General features: G+C 65.8%; 23 protein-coding genes and 2 pseudogenes. 18 read left to right on the forward strand and 7 right to left on the reverse strand.

The genetic code is table 11. The features are described from left to right. Positions 1-263: hypothetical protein (locus MKL01_RS30925; protein ID WP_243909011.1), on the forward strand; the 263-nt coding region annotated here is incomplete at its 5' end. Between the two features lie 903 nt (positions 264-1,166). On the opposite strand, the gene MKL01_RS30930 is transcribed toward MKL01_RS30925, so the two are convergent. Genes MKL01_RS30930 through MKL01_RS30940 form a run of 3 tightly spaced genes read right to left on the reverse strand, consistent with a single transcriptional unit; the run spans position 1,167 to position 2,887 of the window. Further along, positions 1,167-1,775, reverse strand: a complete 609-nt coding sequence (locus MKL01_RS30930; protein WP_243909012.1) for a restriction endonuclease — start codon at positions 1,773-1,775, stop codon at positions 1,167-1,169. Between the two features lie 18 nt (positions 1,776-1,793). Continuing rightward, a complete protein-coding gene (locus MKL01_RS30935) occupies positions 1,794-2,339 on the reverse strand; it encodes a hypothetical protein (protein WP_243909013.1) in 546 nt (181 codons plus the stop codon). Between the two features lie 32 nt (positions 2,340-2,371). Continuing rightward, positions 2,372-2,887 (reverse strand): hypothetical protein, encoded by a 516-nt coding sequence (locus MKL01_RS30940; RefSeq protein ID WP_243909014.1) that lies wholly within the window; start codon positions 2,885-2,887, stop codon positions 2,372-2,374. 103 nt (positions 2,888-2,990) lie between these two features. On the opposite strand from MKL01_RS30940, the gene MKL01_RS36045 reads away from it, so the two are divergent. The 13 genes and pseudogenes from MKL01_RS36045 to MKL01_RS31005 all read left to right on the forward strand — a co-directional run. Beyond that, positions 2,991-4,586, forward strand: coding sequence for a restriction endonuclease (locus tag MKL01_RS36045; RefSeq protein WP_243909015.1), 1,596 nt, complete (start codon positions 2,991-2,993; stop codon positions 4,584-4,586). 421 nt (positions 4,587-5,007) lie between these two features. Continuing rightward, positions 5,008-6,492, forward strand: coding sequence for a PAS domain S-box protein (locus MKL01_RS30950; RefSeq protein ID WP_243909016.1), 1,485 nt, complete (start codon positions 5,008-5,010; stop codon positions 6,490-6,492). Between the two features lie 180 nt (positions 6,493-6,672). Further along, positions 6,673-6,837 carry a hypothetical protein gene (locus tag MKL01_RS30955; protein ID WP_243909017.1) on the forward strand — a complete coding sequence of 55 codons (165 nt, stop codon included), beginning with the start codon at positions 6,673-6,675 and terminating at the stop codon, positions 6,835-6,837. A gap of 108 nt (positions 6,838-6,945) precedes the next feature. Beyond that, positions 6,946-7,201 (forward strand): annotated as a pseudogene (locus MKL01_RS30960) (GlsB/YeaQ/YmgE family stress response membrane protein). 66 nt (positions 7,202-7,267) lie between these two features. After that, positions 7,268-8,224 (forward strand): PhnA-like protein, encoded by a 957-nt coding sequence (locus tag MKL01_RS30965; protein ID WP_243909018.1) that lies wholly within the window; start codon positions 7,268-7,270, stop codon positions 8,222-8,224. Between the two features lie 2 nt (positions 8,225-8,226). Next, a complete protein-coding gene (locus MKL01_RS30970; RefSeq protein ID WP_243909019.1) occupies positions 8,227-8,727 on the forward strand; it encodes a YsnF/AvaK domain-containing protein in 501 nt (166 codons plus the stop codon). After that, complete coding sequence (locus MKL01_RS30975) at positions 8,724-9,632, forward strand: YsnF/AvaK domain-containing protein (RefSeq protein WP_243909020.1); 909 nt, start codon at positions 8,724-8,726, stop codon at positions 9,630-9,632. Before MKL01_RS30970 ends, MKL01_RS30975 begins: the two co-directional genes overlap by 4 nt. A 111-nt stretch (positions 9,633-9,743) precedes the next feature. Beyond that, entirely contained in the window at positions 9,744-10,130 is a 387-nt protein-coding gene (locus tag MKL01_RS30980) for a hypothetical protein (RefSeq protein ID WP_243909021.1), read from the forward strand. Between the two features lie 48 nt (positions 10,131-10,178). After that, positions 10,179-10,874, forward strand: a complete 696-nt coding sequence (locus MKL01_RS30985) for a general stress protein (protein ID WP_243909022.1) — start codon at positions 10,179-10,181, stop codon at positions 10,872-10,874. 80 nt (positions 10,875-10,954) lie between these two features. Beyond that, positions 10,955-11,443 carry a YidB family protein gene (locus tag MKL01_RS30990; protein WP_243909023.1) on the forward strand — a complete coding sequence of 163 codons (489 nt, stop codon included), beginning with the start codon at positions 10,955-10,957 and terminating at the stop codon, positions 11,441-11,443. A gap of 381 nt (positions 11,444-11,824) precedes the next feature. Next, complete coding sequence (locus MKL01_RS30995) at positions 11,825-12,019, forward strand: hypothetical protein (protein ID WP_243909024.1); 195 nt, start codon at positions 11,825-11,827, stop codon at positions 12,017-12,019. Between the two features lie 105 nt (positions 12,020-12,124). Continuing rightward, a complete protein-coding gene (locus MKL01_RS31000; RefSeq protein ID WP_243909025.1) occupies positions 12,125-12,475 on the forward strand; it encodes a DUF3618 domain-containing protein in 351 nt (116 codons plus the stop codon). Positions 12,476-13,314: 839 nt separating this feature from the next. Continuing rightward, a pseudogene (locus MKL01_RS31005) lies at positions 13,315-13,902 on the forward strand (transposase); the annotation flags it as partial. 260 nt (positions 13,903-14,162) lie between these two features. Here the strand turns inward: MKL01_RS31005 and MKL01_RS31010 are convergent. The 4 genes from MKL01_RS31010 to MKL01_RS36315 all read right to left on the reverse strand — a co-directional run bounded on the left by MKL01_RS31010 (position 14,163) and on the right by MKL01_RS36315 (position 16,233). Further along, positions 14,163-14,720, reverse strand: a complete 558-nt coding sequence (locus MKL01_RS31010) for a hypothetical protein (protein ID WP_243909060.1) — start codon at positions 14,718-14,720, stop codon at positions 14,163-14,165. Positions 14,721-14,852: 132 nt separating this feature from the next. After that, complete coding sequence (locus MKL01_RS31015; protein ID WP_243909026.1) at positions 14,853-15,038, reverse strand: hypothetical protein; 186 nt, start codon at positions 15,036-15,038, stop codon at positions 14,853-14,855. After that, the gene (locus MKL01_RS31020; protein WP_243909027.1) at positions 15,039-15,230 is read right to left on the reverse strand and encodes a response regulator; all 192 of its coding nucleotides are present in this window, start codon (positions 15,228-15,230) and stop codon (positions 15,039-15,041) included. 691 nt (positions 15,231-15,921) lie between these two features. After that, positions 15,922-16,233 carry a PilZ domain-containing protein gene (locus tag MKL01_RS36315; protein ID WP_409566385.1) on the reverse strand — a complete coding sequence of 104 codons (312 nt, stop codon included), beginning with the start codon at positions 16,231-16,233 and terminating at the stop codon, positions 15,922-15,924. A gap of 507 nt (positions 16,234-16,740) precedes the next feature. On the opposite strand from MKL01_RS36315, the gene MKL01_RS31025 reads away from it, so the two are divergent. The 4 genes from MKL01_RS31025 to bcsA all read left to right on the forward strand — a co-directional run bounded on the left by MKL01_RS31025 (position 16,741) and on the right by bcsA (position 23,692). Further along, positions 16,741-19,221 carry an ATP-binding protein gene (locus tag MKL01_RS31025; RefSeq protein ID WP_409566386.1) on the forward strand — a complete coding sequence of 827 codons (2,481 nt, stop codon included), beginning with the start codon at positions 16,741-16,743 and terminating at the stop codon, positions 19,219-19,221. Next, complete coding sequence (locus MKL01_RS31030; RefSeq protein WP_243909029.1) at positions 19,221-19,895, forward strand: LuxR C-terminal-related transcriptional regulator; 675 nt, start codon at positions 19,221-19,223, stop codon at positions 19,893-19,895. Before MKL01_RS31025 ends, MKL01_RS31030 begins: the two co-directional genes overlap by 1 nt. Before the next feature lie 231 nt (positions 19,896-20,126). After that, a complete protein-coding gene (bcsS, locus tag MKL01_RS31035) occupies positions 20,127-20,870 on the forward strand; it encodes a cellulose biosynthesis protein BcsS (RefSeq protein WP_243909030.1) in 744 nt (247 codons plus the stop codon). Between the two features lie 92 nt (positions 20,871-20,962). Next, complete coding sequence (bcsA, locus tag MKL01_RS31040; protein ID WP_243909058.1) at positions 20,963-23,692, forward strand: UDP-forming cellulose synthase catalytic subunit; 2,730 nt, start codon at positions 20,963-20,965, stop codon at positions 23,690-23,692.

The following is a 23,692-nucleotide window of genomic DNA, read 5'->3' on the forward strand; positions in this document are numbered from 1 at the left end:
TGTGCCGTCTGCACCTCGATCTGGCGCAGCTTCAGCACCACCTGCTCCGCGCTCGTCTTCTGACCTCGCCGCATGTCCGACTCCTTCGATCCTGGCTGATCCTCTCAATCAGCCCGGTCCAAAGCCAGCCGGTCAGGTCAACCCGGTCGCCGGGCATTCCAGTCAGACACACGCGATCGGTCGGTTACGCTCAAGTTCAACGTGCGAGCCTGTCGATAAACGTGGGTCGTCGCGGTGACCTCATCCACTACTTCGACGAATGACAGCACGGCGTCCATACTGTCCGCATGGGCTGTGATCGGCGCAACGACGGTCGCGAGGAGTAGGATAAATCGTGCGATACGCGATTTTGAAACCGGGCCCATGCGAGTGGTCCACCATTACGACCGTCAAGGTATCGCAGTCGATGCTGTCAATCGGGATAAATCTGCCGCTACATATTGCTCTATATATGCCGGAATAAATTAAGAATGAGGATTATAAGATTCACATTCAGCATCAGGACGATCGCGCCAGAACACGCAACTCTGAGCCAAAAACTGGATCGGTTGCCGGGAACGTTCGACGGCGGGCCAGCCTGTTCGAACACCGGCTGGAAAGGCGCCGCGACGCAAGTATACGAGAAGGTACTTCACCACCCACCACGATAGGCACACCCCTATGGCCGCCATCGGGACGTAAACGACTAGGCCCGCGGGTTGGTCGCTCGAATGCACCATTCGCGTCCGATACCAAGCCTGACTTGACCGGCTCCTAACGGGCGGGAGCGGGCGATAGGGCAACGTCCGCTTGATTAGAGTTTACCCTCCAAAGCGGACTGGCGGAAATCCACCCATCTCGGTCGCAAGCGACAGCCAGCCGAGTTGCCCGTGAGCGGACATTCCGAGGGTCAGCGAAGGGTCGAAAGCGGCTGCGACTGCGAGTGCAGGCTGGAGATCAGCGGTATAGTCCCTCCGCATGGAGGCGCCTGAGCAGCGCGCAGGTTTGCTCCTGGGCTGCAACGCCGCCCTCTCGCTTCTCGAAGCCATACTTACACATCGGTATCAGCTTCCGCGTCGCCCGATCCATCGCCGAGCCCTCCTAGAGGATCAGAACCTAGCGGTCGGTGAGATCCTTGAAGAAGCACCAGAGCGCTCGCGCATCATCCATGGTCGGCTCCTTGCCTGTCACCGTAGCTTAAATTCAGCGATCAGGTCGGGGCGCGCGGCCAGCACTCGCTCCAGCCGGCTCTCCGGCCACATCTCGATGCGGGGCAAGGCTCCGCCCGCATTGTGTCGTTCGATCCATTGCACAGCCTGTTGGCTGAACCGGCCCGTGGTCGCGATGATGAGCATGTCGACCCTCGGGTCGGTCCAGAGGCACATCTGATCCTTGGCAGCGCCGATGTCGGCGACCGGCACGCTCTTCGAGAGCCAGTGCTTGCATTGGATGATCACGCGCTCCCGCCGTGTGTCCGCGAGTGCGTCGGGGATGATGCGCGTAACCGACAGGTCGCGACCGCAATCGGGCGCGTTCGTCCGCATCAGCCATTCGGGGTTCTCGTACCCGGGCTGATCGCTGAGCAGCGTGTAGATCAGGCGCTCGAAGCCCTCCGCATCGAGCTTGGCCCAGTCGAGCTTGGTCAAGATCGGCCCGCGCGGCTTCGCGGCCACCAGCTCACCGAGGTCGGCGGCGGCGACTGGCACCGGCTCGTTGGCGCCGTACAGTCCCTTGTGGAGGCTGGCCTTCACCGCCGGCCAGTCGGCCTTCCTAATGTCATTCAGGTCGCCGACCATGCCGAAGCCCAGGTGTCGTCAGAGGATGGGCCATGCAGGCGGCTTCTGCACGCTACTACCGAGCAGGACCTCGATCTGGTTGGCAAGCTCGCGCATACGCTGCCATGCTGGCCGCGCTTTTAACTCCGTGTAGGTCGGCAGATCCGTATCGACCGGCTCGACGCTCTGCAGGCATGTATCGAACTCGTCCATCGCGCCGAGAAGCACGTCGCGGATCAGGGCGCGGCGCTTCTGATCGAGGCGGAAGCGGTACTCGCCGATCTGCCGCCCCTCAGACCATAGAGCCGCCTCGAACCGCGCTGTCTCCAGCGGCTCGTCCAGCTCCAAGAGGTCGATACGGGTAGCGGCAACGCCGTCGAGGTCGGGTGGACACAGATTGGGCTTCCAGCCGTCGATCGCCGGAAGCGCCCACAGCACGCTGTCGAAAGAGCGGGCGCGGTCCTCATACTCGGGATTGTGGTCGAGTGACACGGCCGCGGGAAAGAGCGCCTTCAGCTCGTCCCAGAGCCGCTGCAGCTTGAGGAGGTTGGCCTCGGTCGCCTCGAACTGCTTGAGGGCCTCCATGATTGGACTCAAGGCGTCCTCCCTTCTGGATCTTACGGCCTAACTGGCCATACCTGCAGCCCGAACAACGACGTTGGGTGCAACGCGATCACGGGGCGTTGGGCGAGGTGCCAAGCCGTCCGTGTGCGGGCATTGGCGAGGTAGCGCCGGACGGCCCTCGCCTCATCCTCCCCGACTTCTACCTCGATGGAGCGCCCGAGCACGTCGACACGGCGCCCGGCGTAGCCTGTGTCGTCGGGGTGGTAGCCAAGCGCTGAAGGGCCGAAATCGCACGTCTTCCGCCAGCGGACGGGGAAGCGCCCGCGTGGGTGTGATCGGAAGAAGCCCCACACGTCGAGATCCTTTACCTCATGGTGGCCGTCCACCCAGTGCTGCGCCGCGCCCTGGCAAAGGGCAAGCAACAGGAGCCGGCCCCGGTAGCGACCGGAGGTGTCCGGGCGGCGGTCGAACAGACCTTCGAACACGGGTAGTGCGAGCTGCACGAGGCGGCGCAGGTGCTCTTCGGCGATGGGCTCGCAGCAGCGCGAGACGCCGTCACACGGCATCATTTAGTTACAACGCAACATCCGAGTTCTGAAAATAGAATTCTCCTCCCTCTCGACAACCCTAGCTTGAGGGTTGCATCCTCTAACCAACAATCGGAGGATCGCAGTGGCCCGGAGCTTCATCAGCACCGTCAGTAGGATGGCGAGGGAAGCCGATCGAGCCCGCCGAAACCAGGAACGTGCCAAGGCGCGCTATGTGCACGCCGCCGCGCAGGAAGCGAGACTACAGGAACGAGTCGCTGCTCAGACGGCCCGACAGTTGGATAAGCTGGAGCGCCAAGCCTATCTCGAAGCGCGTCACGAAGAGGTCCAGTTCGAGAACGATCTTCTCACTCATCAGATCGAGGAGTTGAACGGTATCTTGGAAGCCGCGTTGTCGACTGATCTGACGGTAGACTTCGACGCTTTGCTAAAGCACGTCTCTGACGGGGACTTGAATAGCGATCTGTCGTTACGACTGACGCCCGTCCCACCCTTGGATACGCTGCTACCTGCGCCGCTCGGTTTCTTCGCACGGCTGATGCCGGGCGCGCAGGGCCGCCATCGACACTTGGTGGAACAGGCTCAGACGTCCCACGAAGCACTTCTGGCTGATCTCGAAGCGGTCCGGCAGCGACGTGGTGCGGCGCTCGCCGATCTGCAGGCCAAGGCGGAGCGCCACAACGTCGAGATCTCGGCGCTACGAGACGCCTATCGTGCTGGCGATGCGGAAGCGGTCGTCTCCTACTTCGAAGCCGTGTTCCAGCGATCCGAGTACCCCGACAGCTTCCCGCAGGACCACAGCATCGCCTTTGCGCCAGAGTCCAAGCAACTCGTCGTCGACTACGAAATCCCCGCGATGGACGAGGTGGTCCCCACTGTCGAGAAATATCGCTACGTCCGGGCCAACGATGAGATCGTCGAGACCAAGCGCAGCGAGAAGGCTCGGCAGGCCCTCTACGCTCAGGCGCTGGCGCAGACCGCCTTGCGCCTCCTGCACGAGGCCTTCGACTCGGACGAAGCCCAGGTGGTCGAGAGCGCGGTGGTGAGCGTGTTCGTCTCGACGATCGATCGCGCGACAGGCCGGCCGATCCGCCCCTGCCTCGTCTCCGTGCGCGTCTCGGCCGAGCAGTTCGCGCAGCTCAACCTCGACCGCGTTGAGCCGGCCACATGCCTGAAACAGCTCCGCGCCCACGTCTCGGGACACCCCTCCGAACTCGTACCGGTGAAGCCAATCGTCGACATAAACATGGTCGATCACCGCTTCATCCAGGAGGCGGACGTGCTGTCGACCCTCGACAGTCGGCCGAACCTGATGGAGCTGACGCCCAGCGAGTTCGAGTCGCTGATCACCAACCTGTTCGAGCGCATGGGCCTCGAAGCGCGCCTGACGCAGGCATCGCGCGATGGCGGCGTGGATTGTGTGGCCTTCGACCAACGCCCGATCTTCGGCGGCAAGGTCGTGATCCAGGCCAAGCGCTACAAGCACACGGTCGGGGTCAGCGCCGTTCGCGACCTTTACGGCACGGTGATGAACGAAGGTGCATCGAAGGGCATCCTCGTCAGCACCAGCGGCTACGGCAAGGCGGCGTTCGAGTTCGCCAATGGCAAGCCACTTGAGCTGATTAGCGGCCCGAACCTTCTCTCGCTTCTGGCGGAACACGCCGGTATCGAGGCGAAGATACAGGCTCCAGAGGGGTGGATCGATGGCGCCGTCGTGTAGGCGGCCTTCGGCCCGCTTAGTGTGACAGGTACGGCGCAGATATGCGGACGGCAAGGCTGAGTTCCAGCTGCACCGTTCCACAATGCTTGCCCTATTGGAACGCCGCACTCCGCGTCCTGCTGCACGGCCCGGACCATCTGATCATTGGCCGACCAAAGATCCTGCATCTCGTCGAGATAGACCTCTTTCAGGCTGTTGGGTGCCGACATCGTTTCCTCCGTTCGGTTGTCGATACCTCGCAAACCGAAGGGACATCACGCCGTTCCGGCAATCGGCATCGCCGTTCGTTCCGCTTGGGGTCTCAGAGTACGATGCAGCTGGAAACCCTCGGCTGCCGTCGAAGATTTTCCTCCAGCCACCGTCGTTCGCATCGGGGCTTTCCATGCGTGCGAACGTTGGCGTTTCGCAAGGAGAGACGCCGATGGCGGATGAGACGCGCCACACGCAGATGCGGCAGATCGTGGCCGGTCTGTCCGAGGGCGTGATCCTGATCGAGCTGGATCAGACCATCGCCTATGCGAACGATGCCGCCGTGATGATGCATGGGGTTGCGGATGCCGGCGATCTCGGCGCCACCGTGTCCGAGTACCGCGCGAACTTCACGCTGCACTACCGCAATCATCGAGAGATCGGCCCGCTGCAGCATCCGCTCGACCGGGTGCTCGCCGGCGAGGTGTTCCGCGACATCGTGGTCGAGTTGGTCCCCAAGCGGGATCCGTCCCATAGGTGGATGCACCGCATCCGCAGCTTAGTGACTATCGACGCCGATGGCACACCGAACGGCCTCGCCCTGGTGATGCAGGATGTGAGCGAGCGCTACCAGGCCGAGGCCCGGTTCGAGCGGATGTTTAACGCCAACCCGGCCCCGGCGATCATCTGCCGGATCGCCGATCTGCGCTTCGTGCGGGTCAACCACGGCTTTCTCGACCTGACCGGTTACCATCGCGACGATGTGCTCGGCCGGAGCTTCTGCGAGATCGATTTGCTGCGCGAGGCCGAGCGGCGGGAGATGGCTATCCATCGCCTGCACGAGGGCCGCACCATCCCGCAGATGGAGGCTCGGCTCGCGACCCCGTGTGGGAAGGGCCGCTACGTGATCGTGGCCGGGCACGCCATCGAGATGCCCGGCCCGGGCGGCATCGAACCGTGCATGCTGTTCACCTTCGCCGACCTTGAGGATCGCCGGAAGGCGGAGATGGCCCTGCGCCACAGCGAGGAGCGCTTCGCCAAGGCGTTCGACCTCTCGCCGGTGCCGGGCGCGTTGCTGGACGCGGACGGACTGGAGATCACCAGCGTCAACCAGGCCTTCTCCACGACGTTCGGGCACATTCCCGAGGCCGTGGGCGGCCAGTCGCTCGCCGACCTCGCGCTATGGATCGACCGGGCCGAGCAGCGCAAGTTCTCCCGCGACTTGAGGCGGCTCGGCAGCGTCCGAGACTTCGAGGCCGTGCTGCAGGATGCCGCCGGCGCCGAGATCGACTGCCTCGTCTCGGCCGAGCGGGTGAGCATCAATGATGAGGCCTGTGTGCTGTGCGTCCTGCAGGACATCACCGCCCGCAAGCGCTCGGAGCGCGAACTGATCTCCGCCATCGAGGCGGTGATGGCGGACGCGTCGTGGTTCAGCCACGGGGTGATCGACAAGCTGGCGACCCTGCGTCACCCGTCGCGCTCTGCCCGGCCGTCGCTCGGTGTCGAGAACCTGACGATCCGCGAACAGGACATGCTCACGCGGATCTGCCAGGGCGCCACCGACCAGGAGATCGGGGCCGAGTTGAAGCTGTCGCCGAACACGGTGCGCAATCACGTCTCCGGGCTGTACCGCAAGCTCGGGGTCAACCGCCGCAGCGCCGTGGTGGTGTGGGCGCAGGAGCGCGGGATCGGGCCGAACACGCGGCAGCAGCGCTGAAGCAGGCGGAAACCGTGACAGAACTACCAAGCCAGTTTGGTACAAATGTACTTTATGTAAATCGTCGGAACTTCGAGTAGATCACCTGATTACGCAGTGGTAGCTCTGCTCACGCGAGCATCTCGGAAGATCATCCCGGCGGGTTGATACGAGGAGATCCGTTTGGTGGGGCGTCGGAAGGTGCTCTCGCCCGACCATATCCGGGCTCTGATCAAGGAAGCCATCAGCATCATCGAGGGCGACCGCGCGATCCAGGCGGAAGCGGCCGCCGAGATCGCCGCTATCGAAGCCGCGCACACGTCGTTGAAACCCGAGCCGAGACCAAAGCGCGCGACCCGCACTTGATGCCGGGTCGCGAGCGGACACGGGGCTGCAGCCGCGGCTTCTGCGCGCCTTCAGCAAACCTGCAGACGGACGCACTCCAACCCACACCGAGAGAAGTGGAGCCGGACCATGTCACTCCTCGCCTGGATCGTGCTCGGCCTCGTGGCCGGCTTCATCGGCAGCAAGGTCGTGAACAACACCGGCCAGGGCCTGCTCGTCGACATCCTGCTCGGTGTGGTCGGCGCTGTCGTCGGCGGCTTCCTGTTCAACCAGTTCGGCGAGCCCGGCGGGGCTGAACCTCTACAGCCTGCTCGTCGCAGTCGTCGGCGCGGTGGTCGTGCTGTGGCTCTACCACGCCCTGGTCAGCCGTCGCCGGGTGTTCTGACCCTAGCCAACCCGCTTTCGCCGCTCCCGGCCGAAGATCGAACCATCTGACTTGAGAGTACCGACCATGGCGTTGACACCCGACACCACCCGTCCGGCCTATGACCGCGACCTCCCCACCACCAGCTTGGTCTCCCCCGCGGAGGACATGCGCACGATGGCGCTGCACTCCATCTCCTGGGGCGCCGTGTTCGCCGGCGCGGCGATCGCGCTCGTCGCCCAGGTCATCCTCAACATGGTCGGGCTCGGCATCGGGCTCTCGACCGTCGATCCGGCGGGCAACGGCACCCCGACCGCCGGCAGCCTGTCCTCGGGCGCAGGGATCTGGTTCGTGATCTCCGGCATCCTCGCTTCCGCCGCCGGCGGCTGGCTCGCCGGGCGCCTCTCCGGCAAGCCGGCCAATACCACCACCGCCTATCACGGCCTGATCGCCTGGGCGGTCTCGACGCTGGTCGTCGTGTACCTGCTGTCCTCGGCGGTCGGCGGCGTCGTCAGCGGCGCGTCGAGCGCTGTGTCGAGCACGCTCGGCGGGGCCGGCAACCTGATCGGCAGCTCGGTGAAGACCGCCGCACAGGCTGCTGCCCCGTCGCTGCCGGGCATGGATAACCCGTTCTCGAACATCGAGAGCCAAGTCCGTAACGGCACCGGCAACGATCCGGAGGCCCTGAAGAACGCCGCCGTCAGCGCGATGCGCGCCGCGGTGACCGGTGATGCCGCGCAGCAGAAGGATTCGCAGGAGAAGGCGGCCCAGGCCCTGGCGAAGGCGCAGAACATCCCGGTCGAGCAGGCCCGGACCCAGGTCGCCCAGTACGTGCAGCAGTTCAACGACGCGACGGCCAAGGTCAAGGAGCAGGCCAAGCAGGCAGCCGACGCCGCCGCCCGTGTCGGCTCGCAGGGCGCCCTCTACGGCGCCCTGGCGCTGATCCTCGGCGCGCTGGCGGCCTTCTTCGCGGGTCGTGGCGCCGCCGTCGACCCGGTGGTGAGCCGTACCGGCGTTGCTACCACAACCCAGCGTCGGATCTGACCATGAGCGATCCCGCCGCCGGCCAGCCGAAGCCCTCACGGACGCATGGCGCAGAGGCGGCGGAGGTCGCCGTCGGTGAGGAGGCGGTCCTCCCGCTGATCGAGGAGACCGCCCGCATCGAGAAGCAGGTGGTCGAGACCGGGCGGGTGCGGGTCTCGACCCGGACCGAGACTGTCGATCAGGTCCTGCGCGAGAGCCTGCGCAGCGAGACGGTCGAGGTCACCCGCGTGCCGGTCGACCGGACGTTGTCTGAAGGCGAGGTGCCCCCGGCGGTCCGCGTGGAGGACGGGGTGACGATCATCCCCGTGCTCGAAGAGATCCTCGTCGTCGAGAAGCGCCTCGTCCTTAAGGAGGAGCTGCACATCCGTCGAAGCTCAGCGGATGAGGACGTCGAGGTCCCGGTGACGCTGCGCAAGCAGCGCGCCGTGGTGGAACGCGTGAGCCTGGATGGTCACGCCAGCGAGCAGATCAATTCCCCTTCAGCCCAGGAGACAACATCATGACGCAGACGATCACCGCACTGTTCGATCGCCCGACCGAGGCGCAGGCCGCCCAAGCCAAGCTCGTCGCCGCCGGCATCCCGCAATCGGCGATCAAGCTCGTCCAGGGAGCTCAGACGGCGCGCACGAGCGGCTCGTACGACTACCGCAAGGACGAGGGTGGCTTCTGGGGCTCGCTGAAGGACTTCTTCATGCCCGAGGAGGATCGCTACGCCTACAGTGAGGGCCTGAGCCGCGGCGGCACGCTGCTGACCGCGAGCGTCGAGCCGGCGCAGACCGAGACGGCCTACGACATCCTGGAGCAGCACGGCTCGGTCGATCTCGACCAGCGCGAGACCACGTGGCGCAAGGAAGGCTGGAGCGGATACTCGGCGACGGGCGGCACGACCGCGGCTGGCTCGACCACGGGGACGACGGCAACCGGAACGGCAGCTACTGACGCCGCGGCCCTGAAGGGCGCCGGCACGACCGCGGGCGAGACGGACTACATCCCGGTCGTGGAGGAGCGCCTCAGCGTCGGTAAGCGTGTGGCGGAGGCCGGCCGCGTTCAGGTTCGCTCCTACGTCATCGAGAAGCCAGTCGAGGAGCAGGTCACCCTACGCGACGAGACCGTGCACGTCGACCGGCGCGCGGTCGACCGGCCGGTGACGGCGGCTGACGAGGCTCTGTTCGAGAGCAAGACCATCGAGGCGACTGAGCTGCGCGAGCAGGCGGTGGTGTCGAAGGAGGCCCGCGTGGTTGAGGAGGTCGGCATCCGCAAGGACGCGGGTCAGCGCACCGAGACGGTCACCGACAAGGTGCGGCACACCGAGGTCGAGGTCGAGGACGAGCGCGGCAACGTCAGCCGCACCGGCACGGCCGGCACCACGACGACTGGGACCACGCCGGGCACGCGCAAGCCGGTCTGATCACCTGAGCGCCGCTGCCCGGAGCTTCGATGCGCTGGGCAGCGCACCATGCCGAGATCCGAGTTCGGATCGGCTCGTCTCACCACTGAAGCCAGACAAATAGGCCCTGCCATGTCCCTGAACCGCTCGATCCTTCTCGTGTTGCCGTTGCTCGCAGCAGCGCCCGCATCGGCGCAGACGACCGTCACGGGGCAGCCTGCGATGGGTGGCGCCTCCAGCGCGACCTCCGGCGGGCAGAACGCCGTGACGCGGCCGAACACCGATCACGCTCGCGATGGCAAGGCAGCGGCCACCGGCACAGGGACGAACGTCAAGCTGGAGCGGGGCGCCAACAGCTTCACCGAGGGTGAGGTCCGCCGGCGCTTGGAGAAGGCCGGCTACCACGAGGTCAAGGACCTCAAGAAAGACGGCGATGGCATCTGGCACGCCAGCGCGATGGCGGACGGCAAGCCCGCCAGCGTCGGCCTCGACTTCAAGGGCAACGTCGCGGTCCAGTAGCTGGCCCCTCGCTCGATCAGTCCCACTCGAACGTTTCGGAGTCCTCCCATGCCCACACAGACCCTCTCAGCCCTGTACGACCGCTACGACGACGCTGCGGCGGCCGTGACGAAGTTGGAGGCGGCCGGCGTGCCGCACTCCGACATCAGCCTCGTCAGCAACAAGGCGGAGACCAGCACCTCCGGAACGGGCGACACGGCCGACCACGCCGCCACCGGCGCCGGTACCGGTGCGACCCTCGGCACGATCCTGGGCGGTGGCGCGGGCCTCCTCGCCGGCCTCGGGCTGATGGCCATCCCGGGCGTCGGTCCGGTCGTGGCCGCGGGCTGGCTCGTGGCAACGCTGACCGGTGCGGGTATCGGTGCCGCGGCGGGTGGTTTGACCGGCTCGTTGACCGGGGCCGGTGTGAGCGAGTCCGACGCGCATGCCTATGCCGAGGGCGTGCGTCGCGGCGGCTCGCTGCTGACTGTGAGGGCGGATGAAGCTCATGCCGGCGTGGCCACGCGCATCCTGGAGGAACACGGTGCTGTCGATCTCGACGCGCGTGCGCAGGGTTGGGAGAGCGAGGGCTGGAGCAGCGAGACGGCTGGCGAGGCGCGAAGCGACACCTCGACCCTAATCGGCTCGGACGCAGCCGCCGGCTCGCTCGTGCGCGAGAACGATGCGGTCAGCGCTCCCGTGGTTGGCACGGACACGCAGACGTCCGGTGCCCGCCGAGTGCGGGTTTACAATCACCCTGTCTGATCGCCGCGATCCATGCGTCCGCGCGACCTCATCGTCGACCCGTACGATCACCCGGCCCGTGGGCCACAGGAGGACAGATCATGGGCCTACTCGACAGCATCATCGGCAGTGTGGTCGGTGGCAACGCCGGTCAACAGCAGGGTGCCGGCGCCAACCCCCTCGTCGGCGTCCTGATGAGCCTGCTTGCTGCGCGGGCCGGGGGCGGTGGCCTCGGCGGCATGCTGGGTAACCCAAGCGGCGGCGGTCTCGGCAGCGGCCAGGGTGGGCTCGGTAGTCTGCTCGGAGGCAGCGGTGGAGCCGGGGGGCTCGGTGCCCTGGTCGAGCAGTTCACCCAGGCCGGCCACGGCGGGGCGATCAACTCGTGGATCGGCCAGGGGCAGAACCAACCGATCGCGCCGCATGATCTCGGCGCGGCGCTCGGTCCGGAGACTGTGGGGCAACTCTCGCAGCAGACCGGGATGGGCAGTTCCGACCTGCTGTCGCAGCTCTCGCAACTGCTGCCCGGTGTGGTCGACCAACTCAGTCCGCAGGGCCGGATGCCGACCGAGCAGGAGCACGCCCACTGGTAGCGTGCGTTGCGCGGCGCCCATGGAAATGCCGAGCGTCGCCCTCCAAGCTAAACCGCCACAGACGTGCCCATTGACGGATGCTGGCTTCGGTACTCGCCTCCACGACGGCCAGCGATGCCCCAGACCGCCTGCTTTCAGCGGTTGGTTCGAATTAGCTCGACAGCCGTTCGAGGCGGACCGCCTCTCAAGCGCCTTTCCCGGCTCTCACGAGAGCCGCTCTCGGCGGTGGACCGCAACATCGCCGAGGGCAGGCCGCCCGCGCACTCAAGCAGGGCGGACCTGAGGTCACACCGCACGCCAGGTAGGACCTGCCCCACTTGGACGCGCCGGTCGATCCGATCGCAACGAGCACCGTGACGGTGCCGAACGAGGAACATAGCCATGGCCCAGAACGCACACCACGAGGCGGCCAAGCACCATGAGGCCGCCGCCAAGTCGCACAAGACCGCAGCCGAGCACCACGAGAAGGGCGACGAGACCACCGCAGCCAAGCACTCGAAGGAGGCGCACGGCCACTCCGAGAAGGCGCACGAGAGCTCGACGAAAGCGCACGGCAAGAGCAGCGCCAAGAAGTAATCGGCGCGATCGAGCCACGGCTGGGCGCGCGGTCCCGTGCGCCCGGTCACCTCACTCAGGAGACTGCTTTAGGCGGCGGCGGCGTAACGTGCGGTGAGTTTGGATATGAACGCGACAGTGAACGAGATCGAGCGGGAGATCGAAGCTGGGCGGGCGCGGCTCGAAGGTGTGCTCAACCAGCTCCAGGATCGCCTCCACCCCGTTGCGTTCGTCGAGGACATGCTTGGCGCGGCAAGGAGCAGGGGTGCGGGTAGCGACCTCTACGACCTGTCCCTGAATGCAGTGCGGCGCTACCCGATACCGGTTTTGCTGATCTGCGCTGGCGTGAGCATGCTTCTGGGGCGAGGCAAACGACCTGCGAAGCTGTCAGCCGGCAACCTGCCATCGGCTCGGATGCATGGAGAAGGGTGTCCCCAACCAGGAAGGCGTGCGCGGGTCTACCCGGAACCGACCTGAACTCGGGGCAAAGCCGCGATCGTGGCTAACCCCCTGATGGGTGGTGTCGCTGGCGAACTTTGCATCCTTCTGGTGTTTAAGACGCTGACGCGTCACGCAGATGCTTTCGAATTTTTGAGACAGAATTGGCGGAGGACCTCAAACTAATCAGGGGGTGCTGCGACGCTAGCTCGTTTCAATAGAGCCAGCCCTACTGGAACGGTCCGTGCCTCGGATCATAAGCGTTCCATTGGGTGGTCTCTGAATTTGAAACGCAAAATCGCGAACGTCAGAGATTCGTGTGGAACTCGGCGGGACGGCCGCGGGACAGACACGGTGAAACACTGTTCGGCCATGGCAGCGGCCGCTTCCGTACCATTGGTTCGTCCCATAGGCCGCCCTCCGAACGTTGACAGTAGCGTCCGCTTACGGGGAATCGTGACAGCTCACTGAATGACCGGGATGGGATGGGCGCCAAGCCGAACGTCTGATTCTGCGCGCGCTTCCGAATTGGCGTGACGGACTCTGGCCGTAAGAAGCAGGTCCGCTCCGGAGAAGTGCCGCTGCAAAAGCGGACGGGCTCATACCGACCGACGCTGTGTCAAAACGCGGAGGCGGTAGAAGGACCTTCTCTCGAACTCCCTGCCCGATATCGAAAAGAGCACCCTACTGGCCTCGGGGCCGCCATTTGGAGGGCGGGAATTTCTCGTGCAGAGAAGATTGTTCTGCAACTTCGGAACGCGCCTGCGTTTTTACACACCCTCGACCCATGTCAGCCGTACCGACAGCCGTCGGCGCTTCTTAAAAGCGTCCGTTCGCTGACCGTCCCGCAACTCCGGCTCGGGGTGAGAAGCCGACTTCAGAACGCCATGGCGCTCTGGCGCGAGATCCGCGATCAGGGCTTTGCTGGAACTCATCGGCAGGTGCACCGCTACGTCGCCGAGCGGCGCACGGTGCCGGCGCCGCGCACCGCCCACAAGTAGCTGTCGCGAACCGAAGCGCCGAGCGCGGAGGCTCCCAAAGCAGAACCGATCGCCTCTCCGAAGCAACTGGCCTGGACCCTGGTTCAGCCGATCAAGACGTTGCCGCCCCGTGCCGCGGCCGACCTCGCTCGCATCCGGCACGACGCCGAGGCAGCACGCGTCGCCGATCTGGCGCGGCGGTTCACGATGTTGGTGCGCGCCTGCGGCCTAGATGGCGACCGACCGGTGGATGCGGCCGGCGAACTCGACAGATGGCTCCTCGAGACGCGCACCTGCGGCGTGGCGGCATTGGAGACCTTCGCGGCGGGCTTGGCGCAGGACGGGCCGGCGGTTCGGGCGGCGCTGACGACGCCCTGGAGCAACGCGCAGGCCGAAGGGCAGATCAGTCGGCTGAAGATGCTCAAGCGTACCATGTACGGCCGCGCCAGCTTCGCACTCCGCCGCCGCCGCGTGCTCCTCGCTGCCTTATCCACGCAAAGTGCGGGAGAACCGCGAAATCGGGTGAGGATCAGGAGAACCTGTCCCATAGCGCGTCCATCAGTCGTACCACCACACAGCGGGACCAAACATCTAGTGGCGACGTTAGGTCACCCCGGCCGGCGCATAGATCGATCGGAAGCGCACGGCGCAGGACCGACGCGCCGGTGCCTCGATGCGCTGGTGCTGGATCAATGCGGGCCCGCCGCCTCCGGACGATGCACCACCATTCTTTTCACGAGCAGCACTTACGTGTTCACGTCGAGAACCCGCGTGCCCACGATTGTTGCTGAGGCAGCGGAGCCGGTGCTGCCGTACCCCGATCTGGAGACCTGCGTGCTCTGCAGGTTCTTGATGAACGCCGCTAACACGGCGCCAGAGTCTTGCACACCTCCTACGCCTTGCGAAGATAATTCGGCTGTTGAAGGCTCCGCTTTTGTGGGTCCTTTGGGTTGCGGGACAGTCTCAGGCGTTGTCGCAACAGCGCTGAATTCGTCCGAGGCAGTGGAACCTTGATTCAGGACCCTCTTGAGCACATCGCCTTGCGAGTCCGTCAGCTTTCCGGATGAAACCTGCGCATCGATGAGCGAACCGAGACGGTCCTGGACCTGCGAGACATCGAGTTCGGTAGAGGCAGCGGAACCGACGTTGTTAGTTTGAACCGACGCGAGCTTAAGACTCGATCCAGCCGTGTCCGCCGGTTGAGCCTTGGCGCCGTTGGTGTTCGTACCCTGTGCGTCCGACCTGGCTTCACGATCTCGGAAGTACTGCAGGAGCGCCGCTGTGGAGCTGGAGACTGAGGTCATATAGGGCCCGCCGATACGCACGAGGCTACCGACAAGCATTAATGGACCGGCAAGGTTAACGCTCGCTTGTTTGCGAGTGCCGCAGATCCGCTTTTCACATGCGGCTTCTAACCTGTTGCGAAAACGTGAGGGTCACTGAGCCATCATCCGGCTGATCGCAGCGAGCACCTTCGCCTCGCCGTAGGGCTTCGGCACGAAACGAGCATTCCTCGGCACGTCACCAGGCAGAGGCTTCACCTTGCCCGATGTCATGACAATGCTGATGCCTGGCCAGCCCAAGTCCACGCAGGCGGCCAACTTGATACCATCGATGCCCATCTACATGTCGATGTCGGTCAGGATCACACGGATTCCCGGGACCCGCATAAGCTCCTGAACAGCAGACGAGCCACTATCTGCTTCCACCACCTCATACCCGGCGCTATCAAGCATGGCCATGGCTGCCATGCGGGTGACAGCATCGTCTTCGACAACAAGGACCAACGGTTTGCCGCCCAGTGCCCTGCCCATGGTGCTGCTCCAGAGATTTCTTGATTAGTCCGAAACTCCCGCGGTCGACGGCTGCCGCTTACAACCAGTAGGTGTGTGAGTTGCTAATGTCGAGTTAACGGGCCGCGAATTCAAACTAACTACATCTAGCAAAGAACAGCTAACATACCATCTACGTCAACGTGTCCGGATGTCGAGATGGATCGAGGTTTTAGGACGCCCTTGCTAAGGGCCAGCCAGCATGCGCTTCAAAGCGAACCAAGATCCAGTGCGCCGGGGCCCTGGTGGAAGTTCCGCGAGCGCATCGCGCCATGGCACGCTGAACAATGCCTCGGCGAAAGCGTTTGGCGCCTCGACGACATCGACCTGCCGCCACGCGCCGCTCAAGCGGGGCTCTCACTTTCCTGCACGGAGCGACGGCAGAGAACCACACTTATGTACCCCAAAGCACGAATGATTTAGGTTATTTAGGCCCTGTATGCGTATCTTTCCTGTTGTGACTTGAGCGCAGCTTCTGTATGTGCTTCGGCGGATGCGGCGCGCGACCTAAGTCAGGACGCCTGATATAGCTGAAGTCTCAGCGGCTCCGCCAATCGGATTGCATCCATCCATACAGGTGTAGGTTCGTGTAAATTATCTACAGTATCGACAGCATGCGGAACTTTCTTCTTGTGATCTATAGATTAATCAACTTCAACACCTGAGGTCCTCGCTACCAAGACTGAACAATTCTAGACACCCTTCGAACGGCGAGACCATATGCATCTGCATCCGAGTCGATGCGGAGATGGACGCCGCGCTCGCTGGTCGCAACAACGCGCACGCGCACGGTGCCGATCATCGCCACCTCAATCTCAAGTCGGGTACCGGGATCAGCCACAAAGTCTTTCGGCACTATCATCAGAAGTCCACCCGTGCTTACATCGAGAATCGCCGTTCGATAGGTGCGCGCTGCATCTCGGACCCGAGCCGAGAGGGTCACCAAGAATCGGGGCGCTTCGCGCCGGTCACCGCCATCGCACATATCGTTATTGTGATCCGGGCAAATTCAACTCGACACTGGCAGTCTGAAGATAATCCCTTAGAAATCTTCATAGCCCGCATTAGGGTAAAGAGACGGTTAACCTTACGAGACGAGACTGCGCGCACTTTTGTAACCCAGCGCCCGCGCCGTATCGCAGCCGATGACCGCAGAACAGGCCTTTTCTCATCCCGCTTTCACCTCAACTTGCCAACGCCCGTGGAGCGCCACTGGTCGTCGGGCCTTTCGGCGATGACCGACCTGCGCCACGTGTCGCCCGGCTCCAAGGCTGAGGCGCTGCGCCAGGTCGTTGACGCCGTCGCCGGGCTGATCCTGCGCCTCGATCCTGCGGGGCGGGTGACCTTCGCATCCGCGGGCGGGCAGGCATTCCTCGGCGAGGTAGCCACTTCCCTTGTAGGCCGGTTCTTGCACGAAGCCGTTCACCCGGAGGACGAGGTCGCCCTCGCTACTACCGCACAACCGTCCGGCTCCGACACAGCTGTTGTGCGAATGCGCGATGCGGGCGCGCGCTGGGTCGCGACGGTGCTGGTCGTCCGGAACGTCCCCGGCACCGGTGACCGCATCGTCACTATCCGCGAGGCATCCGAGCATGAGCGGACTCATGCGGACCTGCGCGCGAGCCGCGACCATTACCGGGCGCTCGTAGATACGCTGCCGCAACTGGTCTGGATGGAACGCGCCGACACGGGCGAGACGGTCTACGTCAACCAAGCCTTCGAAACCTACTGTGGGCCGATTCCTACCACCCGCGCCGCCCGCACCGACCGGTTCCACCCTGACGACGCCGGCCAGATCGGCGACGCCTACGCCAAGGCGCGCGTGCACGGCCGGTTATGCGAGGTCCAGGGTCGCGTCCGCGACCGGAACGGCCGCTTCCGCTGGCACCAGTTTGTGTTCCGGCCCCTGCACATGGGCAGCGACCTGATCGGCTGGCTCGGGTCTGCCCTCGACATCGACGAGGTCGTGAGTGCGCGGGAGGCGCTGGCGGAGAAGGGCGAACTCCTGCGCCTTGCTCAGGAAGCGGCGGGGGCCGGGCTGTTCGCCATCGACCTCGCGACTGGCGAGATGATCCTCTCGCCTGAAAGCGCATGTCGGCTCGGGTTACCAGAGGATCGCCCTGCGGTGGTAGACGTCGCCGATTGGATGCGCCGGGTCGTCCCGGATGATCGCGCGACGACCCTACGGGCGGTGCGGGAGGCCTCTTCGGGTCGCAGGACCTTCGACGTCGCGTTTCGTGTCCCCATAGCCGGAGGCGATCGCCGATGGATCCAGGCGATCGGACGCCCACAACTCGACCGGGACGGCGTCGCGGTGCGAATCGTTGGCCTGACTCTCGACATCACCACCCGGAAGGACGGCGAGCGTGCGCTGATCGAGGCCAAGGCGGCGGCCGAGGCCGCACGGATCGAGGCAGAGTGCGCCAACGCAGCCAAGACTGAGTTCCTCTCCGCCATGAGCCACGAAATCCGCACGCCGCTCAATGCGGTGATCGGCTTCGCCGGTTTGCTTGCGGAATCCGAGCGTCTCGACGGCGATCTCAAACGTTACGCGGAGCTCGCCGCGACGGCAGGCTCGAACCTACGCACCATCGTCGACGACATCCTAGACTTCGCGTCCGTTGAGGCCGGCGCAGTTAGCCTGGACTCCGCGCCGTTCGCGGTTCGCCAACTGGTCGATGCCTGCGTAGGCATCGTCGGAACGTCAGCGGCTGCAAAGGGCCTCGACCTCGTCGTGCGGATCGATGACGTCGTTCCAGGCTCCCTCGTGGGTGATTCCGGGCGACTGCGGCAGATCCTCCTGAACCTCCTCAACAACGCCGTGAAGTTCACGCCTCGAGGCAGCGTCACCGTCAGCCTGCGCCACGAAGGGATGAGTCTGGCTGGCGACCTGATCCGATTCAGCGTGACGGACACGGGTATCGGCATCTCGCCTGACCGTCAGGAGCGGTTATTCCGGCGCTTCTCGCAGGCCGACAGCTCGATCCGTCGCGATTACGGCGGCACCGGTCTCGGCTTGGCGATCAGCCGCCGGCTGGTCGAGCTGATGGGCGGCACGATCGGCCTCGTATCAGAGGCGGGCAGAGGCTCGACCTTCTGGTTCACGCTTGCGCTACCCCTGGCGTCCGCCGTCGCTGCGGCCATCCCGTCCCGTTCGTCGCGTCGGGGCAGAGCCGGACGCATCCTCTTGGTGGAGGATGTGGAGATCAACCGCGAGTTGGCCTGCACCGTGCTCAGGGCTGCTGGCCACACCGTCGACTTCGCCACGGATGGTATCGACGCGGTGCGCGCCGTGGAGGCGGCCAACTACGACCTCGTGCTGATGGACGTCCAGATGCCACGCCTCGACGGCATGATGGCTACCCGACTGATTCGCTGCTTGCCAGGTTCAGTTGCCCAGGTGCCTGTGGTCGCGCTGAGCGCCAATGTCCTGCCGGATCAGGTGGAGGCATTCAGAGCTGCCGGGATGGATGATCACTTCGGTAAGCCGTTCCAGCCTCAGGAGCTCTGTGACGCGGTGGCACGATGGCTCGACAGGTCGGCCGGCGCAATTCCGGATGCAGAACCGACGCTCGACCGTGAGCGCCACGCGGACAACATGGCGCTGATCGCTCCAGACACGCTGACCCGGCTGCTGGGACAATTCCAGGAACGCGCCGAGCATGCGTTCGCGAACCCTGACGCAGGCTTCAACGCAGATCCTGCTCGCGCCGCTGCGCTTGACCCGCCTGGTACGGCGGCCGAGCGTGCGGTCCTGCGCGCGGAGGCGCACGCCCTGGCAGCGGCAAGCGGCCTTCTGGGCTTCATGCCGCTCAGCCGAGCCTGCTTGGCCCTGGAGCGGGCGACCGAGGACGTTGCGTTCGACGAGCTCCTGGTCAGAACCCAGGCCCTCGCTGTCGCGGCCGCCGCCGAGACGCGGGCGATGCTGGCGTGCGGCCTTGTCCCGGCCCGGACCGCGTCGGGAGCGCGGTGATGGCGACGGCAGAACCGGATGGAGTGACCCGTGGCCGCGTCGCGATCCTGGCGGACGACGATGAGTTCTTCCGCCTCGCCATGACCTCCCTGCTCACCCGGCAGCTCGGCTTCGCCCGGGTGATTGAGACCGCGAGTCTAGACGAGGCGATCGCCGCTCTATCCGGGACACCTGAGACGGCACTGGCCCTGTTCGACTTACAGATGCCTGGCATGGCGGGCGCAGGCTCGGTGGCGGCCGTGCGCGAGTGCTATCCCGCGGTCAAGGCCGCCATCGTCTCGGCCTCCAACGCACGTGCCGATGTGCTGACCGCGCTGGCTGCCGGCTGCCACGGCTACGTGCCCAAGACGCTGGGTACCGCGGAGGTGCTGCGCGCCGTCTCGGCTATCCTCGACGGGGCGATCTACGTGCCTCCCTTCATGGCCGAGCCACCGCCCAGCGCGTCCGCGCCGCCTGCCGGCGAGGTGGTGCTGACCCGCCGTCAACGGGAGGTGCTGGAACTCATCGTGGCCGGCCGATCCAACAAGGAGATCGCCCGGAGCCTCGATCTCGGTGAGGGCACCGTGAAGGTGCACGTGGCGGCGCTCCTGCGCACCCTCGGCGTTGCCAACCGGGCGGCTGCCGCGGCGGCCGGTCCACGGATCCTCGCGGCCGGACTAGGCCAGTCGGCCTAGTCTCAAATCGCCCATCCACAGGCTGCGCGTGCAAGCATGGTCCGCACGGATGTACGCCAGTGCTTCAAGGGCGGAGCGAGATCTCGGACCTCGTCTTCCGAAGACTACATGTTTAGGCGCCTATAGCGGCTTAGTCCGTCTTTTCTCTGCATCCTAACCGCTTCAGCAAGGACCGATTAAGGCTGCTGGCCAGATCCTAAAGGCGTCCTGCAAGTCACGTAGCGTATCGATATGCACCGTAGCCTCATCGGGTGCGCCGCGGCCCTGGCCATGGCGGGTTGCCCCGTCGCCCAGGCCGCCGACTGGTATACAGGGGCCGAGCCGCCGTCCGGCCCCGACGCCTGGATTGTGGCCGTCGACACCTCGGCCTCCATCGCGTCGCAAGGGTCGCAATTCGCCAGCGCCACCGTGACGGCAGCGCCCGCAGGGGACCTGCTCACCAGCGGTATCCGCGTGCGGGTCGATGGCCTGATCGGCTCATACCGGGCTGAGAGCCCCGGCGCGGCCCACGCCGTCGGCCAGCAGACCGATGTCGCCGCGATGGCCGGCTACGCGCTCGTCGGTCCGGACAGCGTGCTCACCGGCTTCGTTGGGCTGAACGCCCGCCACGACGAGGTCGCGCAGTCCGGGGCGAGCGAGACCACCACGCGCACCGGCGTCGGCCTGAAGACGGCCCTGGACTACTATGCCCGGCCGACCGCCTTCACAATGTTCCAAGCGACCGGCTCCTACGCCACGACGTTCAACGCCTATTACGGCCGCGTTCGCTTCGGCATCGCGGCGCTCGCCGGCGGGTATGTCGGGCCGGAATTCACCGCGCTCGGTGACGACTACTACCGGCAATGGCGGGTCGGTGGCCACCTGAGTGGCATGCAGATCGGTGCGGTGCAGCTCGGACTGTCGGCCGGCTACGTCTACGACCACGTCCGCAAGGGCGGTCTCTACACCTCTCTCGATCTGCGGACGGGCTTCTGATGGGCACCACGACGCTGGACAGCCCGGTGACGGGGGACGTCGTGACCGTCGGGACGGCGGCCTCCGCCAGGGCCGCGCGACCGCGCATCCTGATGGGGCTGCTCTGGGCGACCTGGGCGCTGTGCGCCGCGCTCGCCCTCGGATTTCTGGTGCAGCCTGTCAGCCCGACGGCTCAGCTCGCGCTGTGCGGCGCGGCCGGCGGTGGCATGGTCGTACTCTGGCTGCTGTTTCCGCGCCGGGGCCTTGCTCGGATGTTATTCCTGGCGCTCGGCACGACCGTGGTCATCCGCTACGTCTACTGGCGGCTCACCGGCACGCTGCCGGCGCTCGACGATCCCGTCAGCTTTGGGCTCGGCGTCGTGCTGGCACTCGCCGAGCTCTACTGTGTGCTGATCCTTACGGTCAGCCTGATCATCAACGTCGAGCCGCTGGCCCGTGGCGCGGCGCCGACGCTGCCCGAGGCGGAACTCCCCACCGTCGACATCTTCATCCCCTCCTACAATGAGTCTGTGGAAATCCTGGGCGTTACCTTGGCGGCGGCGCGCAACCTCGACTACCCGGCCGGGCGCGCCTGCGTGTGGCTGCTCGACGACGGCGGCACCGATCAGAAATGCGCTGATGCCGACCCCGCCAGGGCCGAGACGGCCCGGTCGCGCCGGGCCGAGTTGCAGGCGCTCTGCGCCGCGCTGGGCGCCCGTTATCTCACCCGGGCGCGCAATGAGCACGCCAAGGCCGGCAATCTCAACAACGGGCTGACGCAGGCGCGCGCCGACCTCATCCTGGTGCTCGACGCCGACCACGCGCCGTTCCGGCCGTTCCTGCGCGAGACCGTCGGCCTGTTCGCGCAGGACCCCAAGCTGTTTCTGGTGCAGACGCCGCACGTCTTCATCAACCCGGACCCGCTGGAACGGAACCTGCGCACATTCACGAAGATGCCGTCCGAGAACGAGATGTTCTACGGCGTCACGCAGGCCGGCCTCGACAAATGGAACGGCTCGTTCTTCTGCGGTTCTGCGGCGCTGCTCCGGCGAGCCGCGCTCGACGCGGTCGGCGGCTTCTCGGGCATCACCATCACGGAGGATTGCGAGACCGCATTCGAACTCCACGCCCGCGGCTGGACCAGCGCCTATGTCGACCGGCCGCTGATCGCCGGCCTCCAGCCGGAGACCTTCGCGGACTTCATCGGCCAGCGGGCGCGCTGGTGCCAGGGCATGTTTCAGATCATGCTCCTGAAGAACCCGCTGCTGAAGCGCGGCCTCAAGCCGATCCAGAGGCTCTGCTACCTGTCCAGTATGACCTTCTGGTTCTTTCCGCTGCCGCGGCTGATCTTCATGCTGGCACCGCTTCTGCACATCTTCTTCGACGTGAAGATCTTCGTCTCGTCGATCGATGAGGCGCTGGCCTTTACGGCGACCTACGTGGCCGCCAACATGATGATGCAGAATTACCTCTACGGCCGCGTGCGCTGGCCCTGGATATCCGAACTCTACGAATACGTGCAGGGCGTCTATCTCGCCCGCTCAATCGTCTCGGTGATGCTGTCGCCGCGCAAGCCGAGCTTCAACGTCACCAACAAGGGCGCTGGCCTCGACCACGACCACCTGTCGAGCTTGGCTTGGCCGTTCTTCGCGATCTTCGGCGCGCTGGTGGCGGGCTGCGCGACAGCCGCGTGGCGCTACCTCTTCGAGCCCGGGGTGACCAGCCTGATGCTTGTGGTCGGGCTCTGGTGCCTGTTCAACCTCGTGATCGCGGGCGCGGCGCTGGGCGTCGTGGCCGAGCGCCGGCAGCCGGAACGCAGCCATAGCCTGCCGGTGACGCGGCGCGCCGTCGCGTCGGTCGGTGGCGCGGTGTTCGAGGTGATGGTGGAGCGGGCCTCGGCCGAGGGCTGCCGCCTGCACCGCTGCGACGGCTCGGCGTGGCCGGTCTCGGCCGGGGCGGGAAGCGTGGGCCGGATCGTCCTCGCCGAGGCGGCCTGCGGGCCCCTCACGTTCCGTCAGGGCAGCGGCCTGTCGGGCGAGACCTGGGACGTGACCTTCACAGATTCCGGCCCCGCCATGTTCCGCAGCCTCGCCGAGCTGATGTACGGCGACGTGTCGGCCTTGCGAGCGTTCCTCTCTGGCCGACACCGGCACGAGAACCTGCTCTCCGGAAGTCTGCGCTTCCTCGTCTGGGGCGTCACGGAGCCGGTGCGAGCCATCACATACGCCGTCCGCGACCGCCGCAGCGTCCCGCCCGTCGCGCAACCGCTGACCGCTCCGGCTGTGGCCGTGCCAGCCCGCCCGACCCCGACGGAGATTCCCTCCGCATCGGCAGGGTCAATCCGCGCGTATGCGGCGGAGGAGCCGTCAACGCTGATCGCTTCCCCGGTCGTTGCTCCGGCCATCGCCCCGGATGCCGCGCCCCTGGCCGCTAGGGCGGCCGCCGCGATGCTTCCACCTCTGGCGACGGTGCCCGTGCCGCTGATCGTCCCGGCAAGTGCGGAGACGCCCATCCAGGCGCGACGCGCGGCCCCGCCGGCTCAAGCGCTGGAGGCACGCGCTTCCGTCAGCATGCCGCTCACGGACGCAGCCTGGAGACGCGCGGTCGCCGAACTCGCCGCCGCCGAGGCTTCCGCCGCGCTCACCGTCGCGACTCCGGCTGCAGCCTCCATCGGGGCCGCCGCCGAGACGCGGCTCGACCCTGCGGCCTGGCTCGCCGAGATCTTCGCCCTCGCCGGGGTCGAACGCGCCGAAGCCAATCGCGCGGACCTCGTCCGCGGGCCTGATTTTCGTGCGCTCGGCCGCGAGCCGGTCGCTCCCGCCACCATCCGCTCCGCCGCCTGA

Origin of the sequence: Methylobacterium sp. J-070, from assembly GCF_022829385.1 — a bacterium.
In the GTDB taxonomy this organism is placed as follows: domain Bacteria; phylum Pseudomonadota; class Alphaproteobacteria; order Rhizobiales; family Beijerinckiaceae; genus Methylobacterium.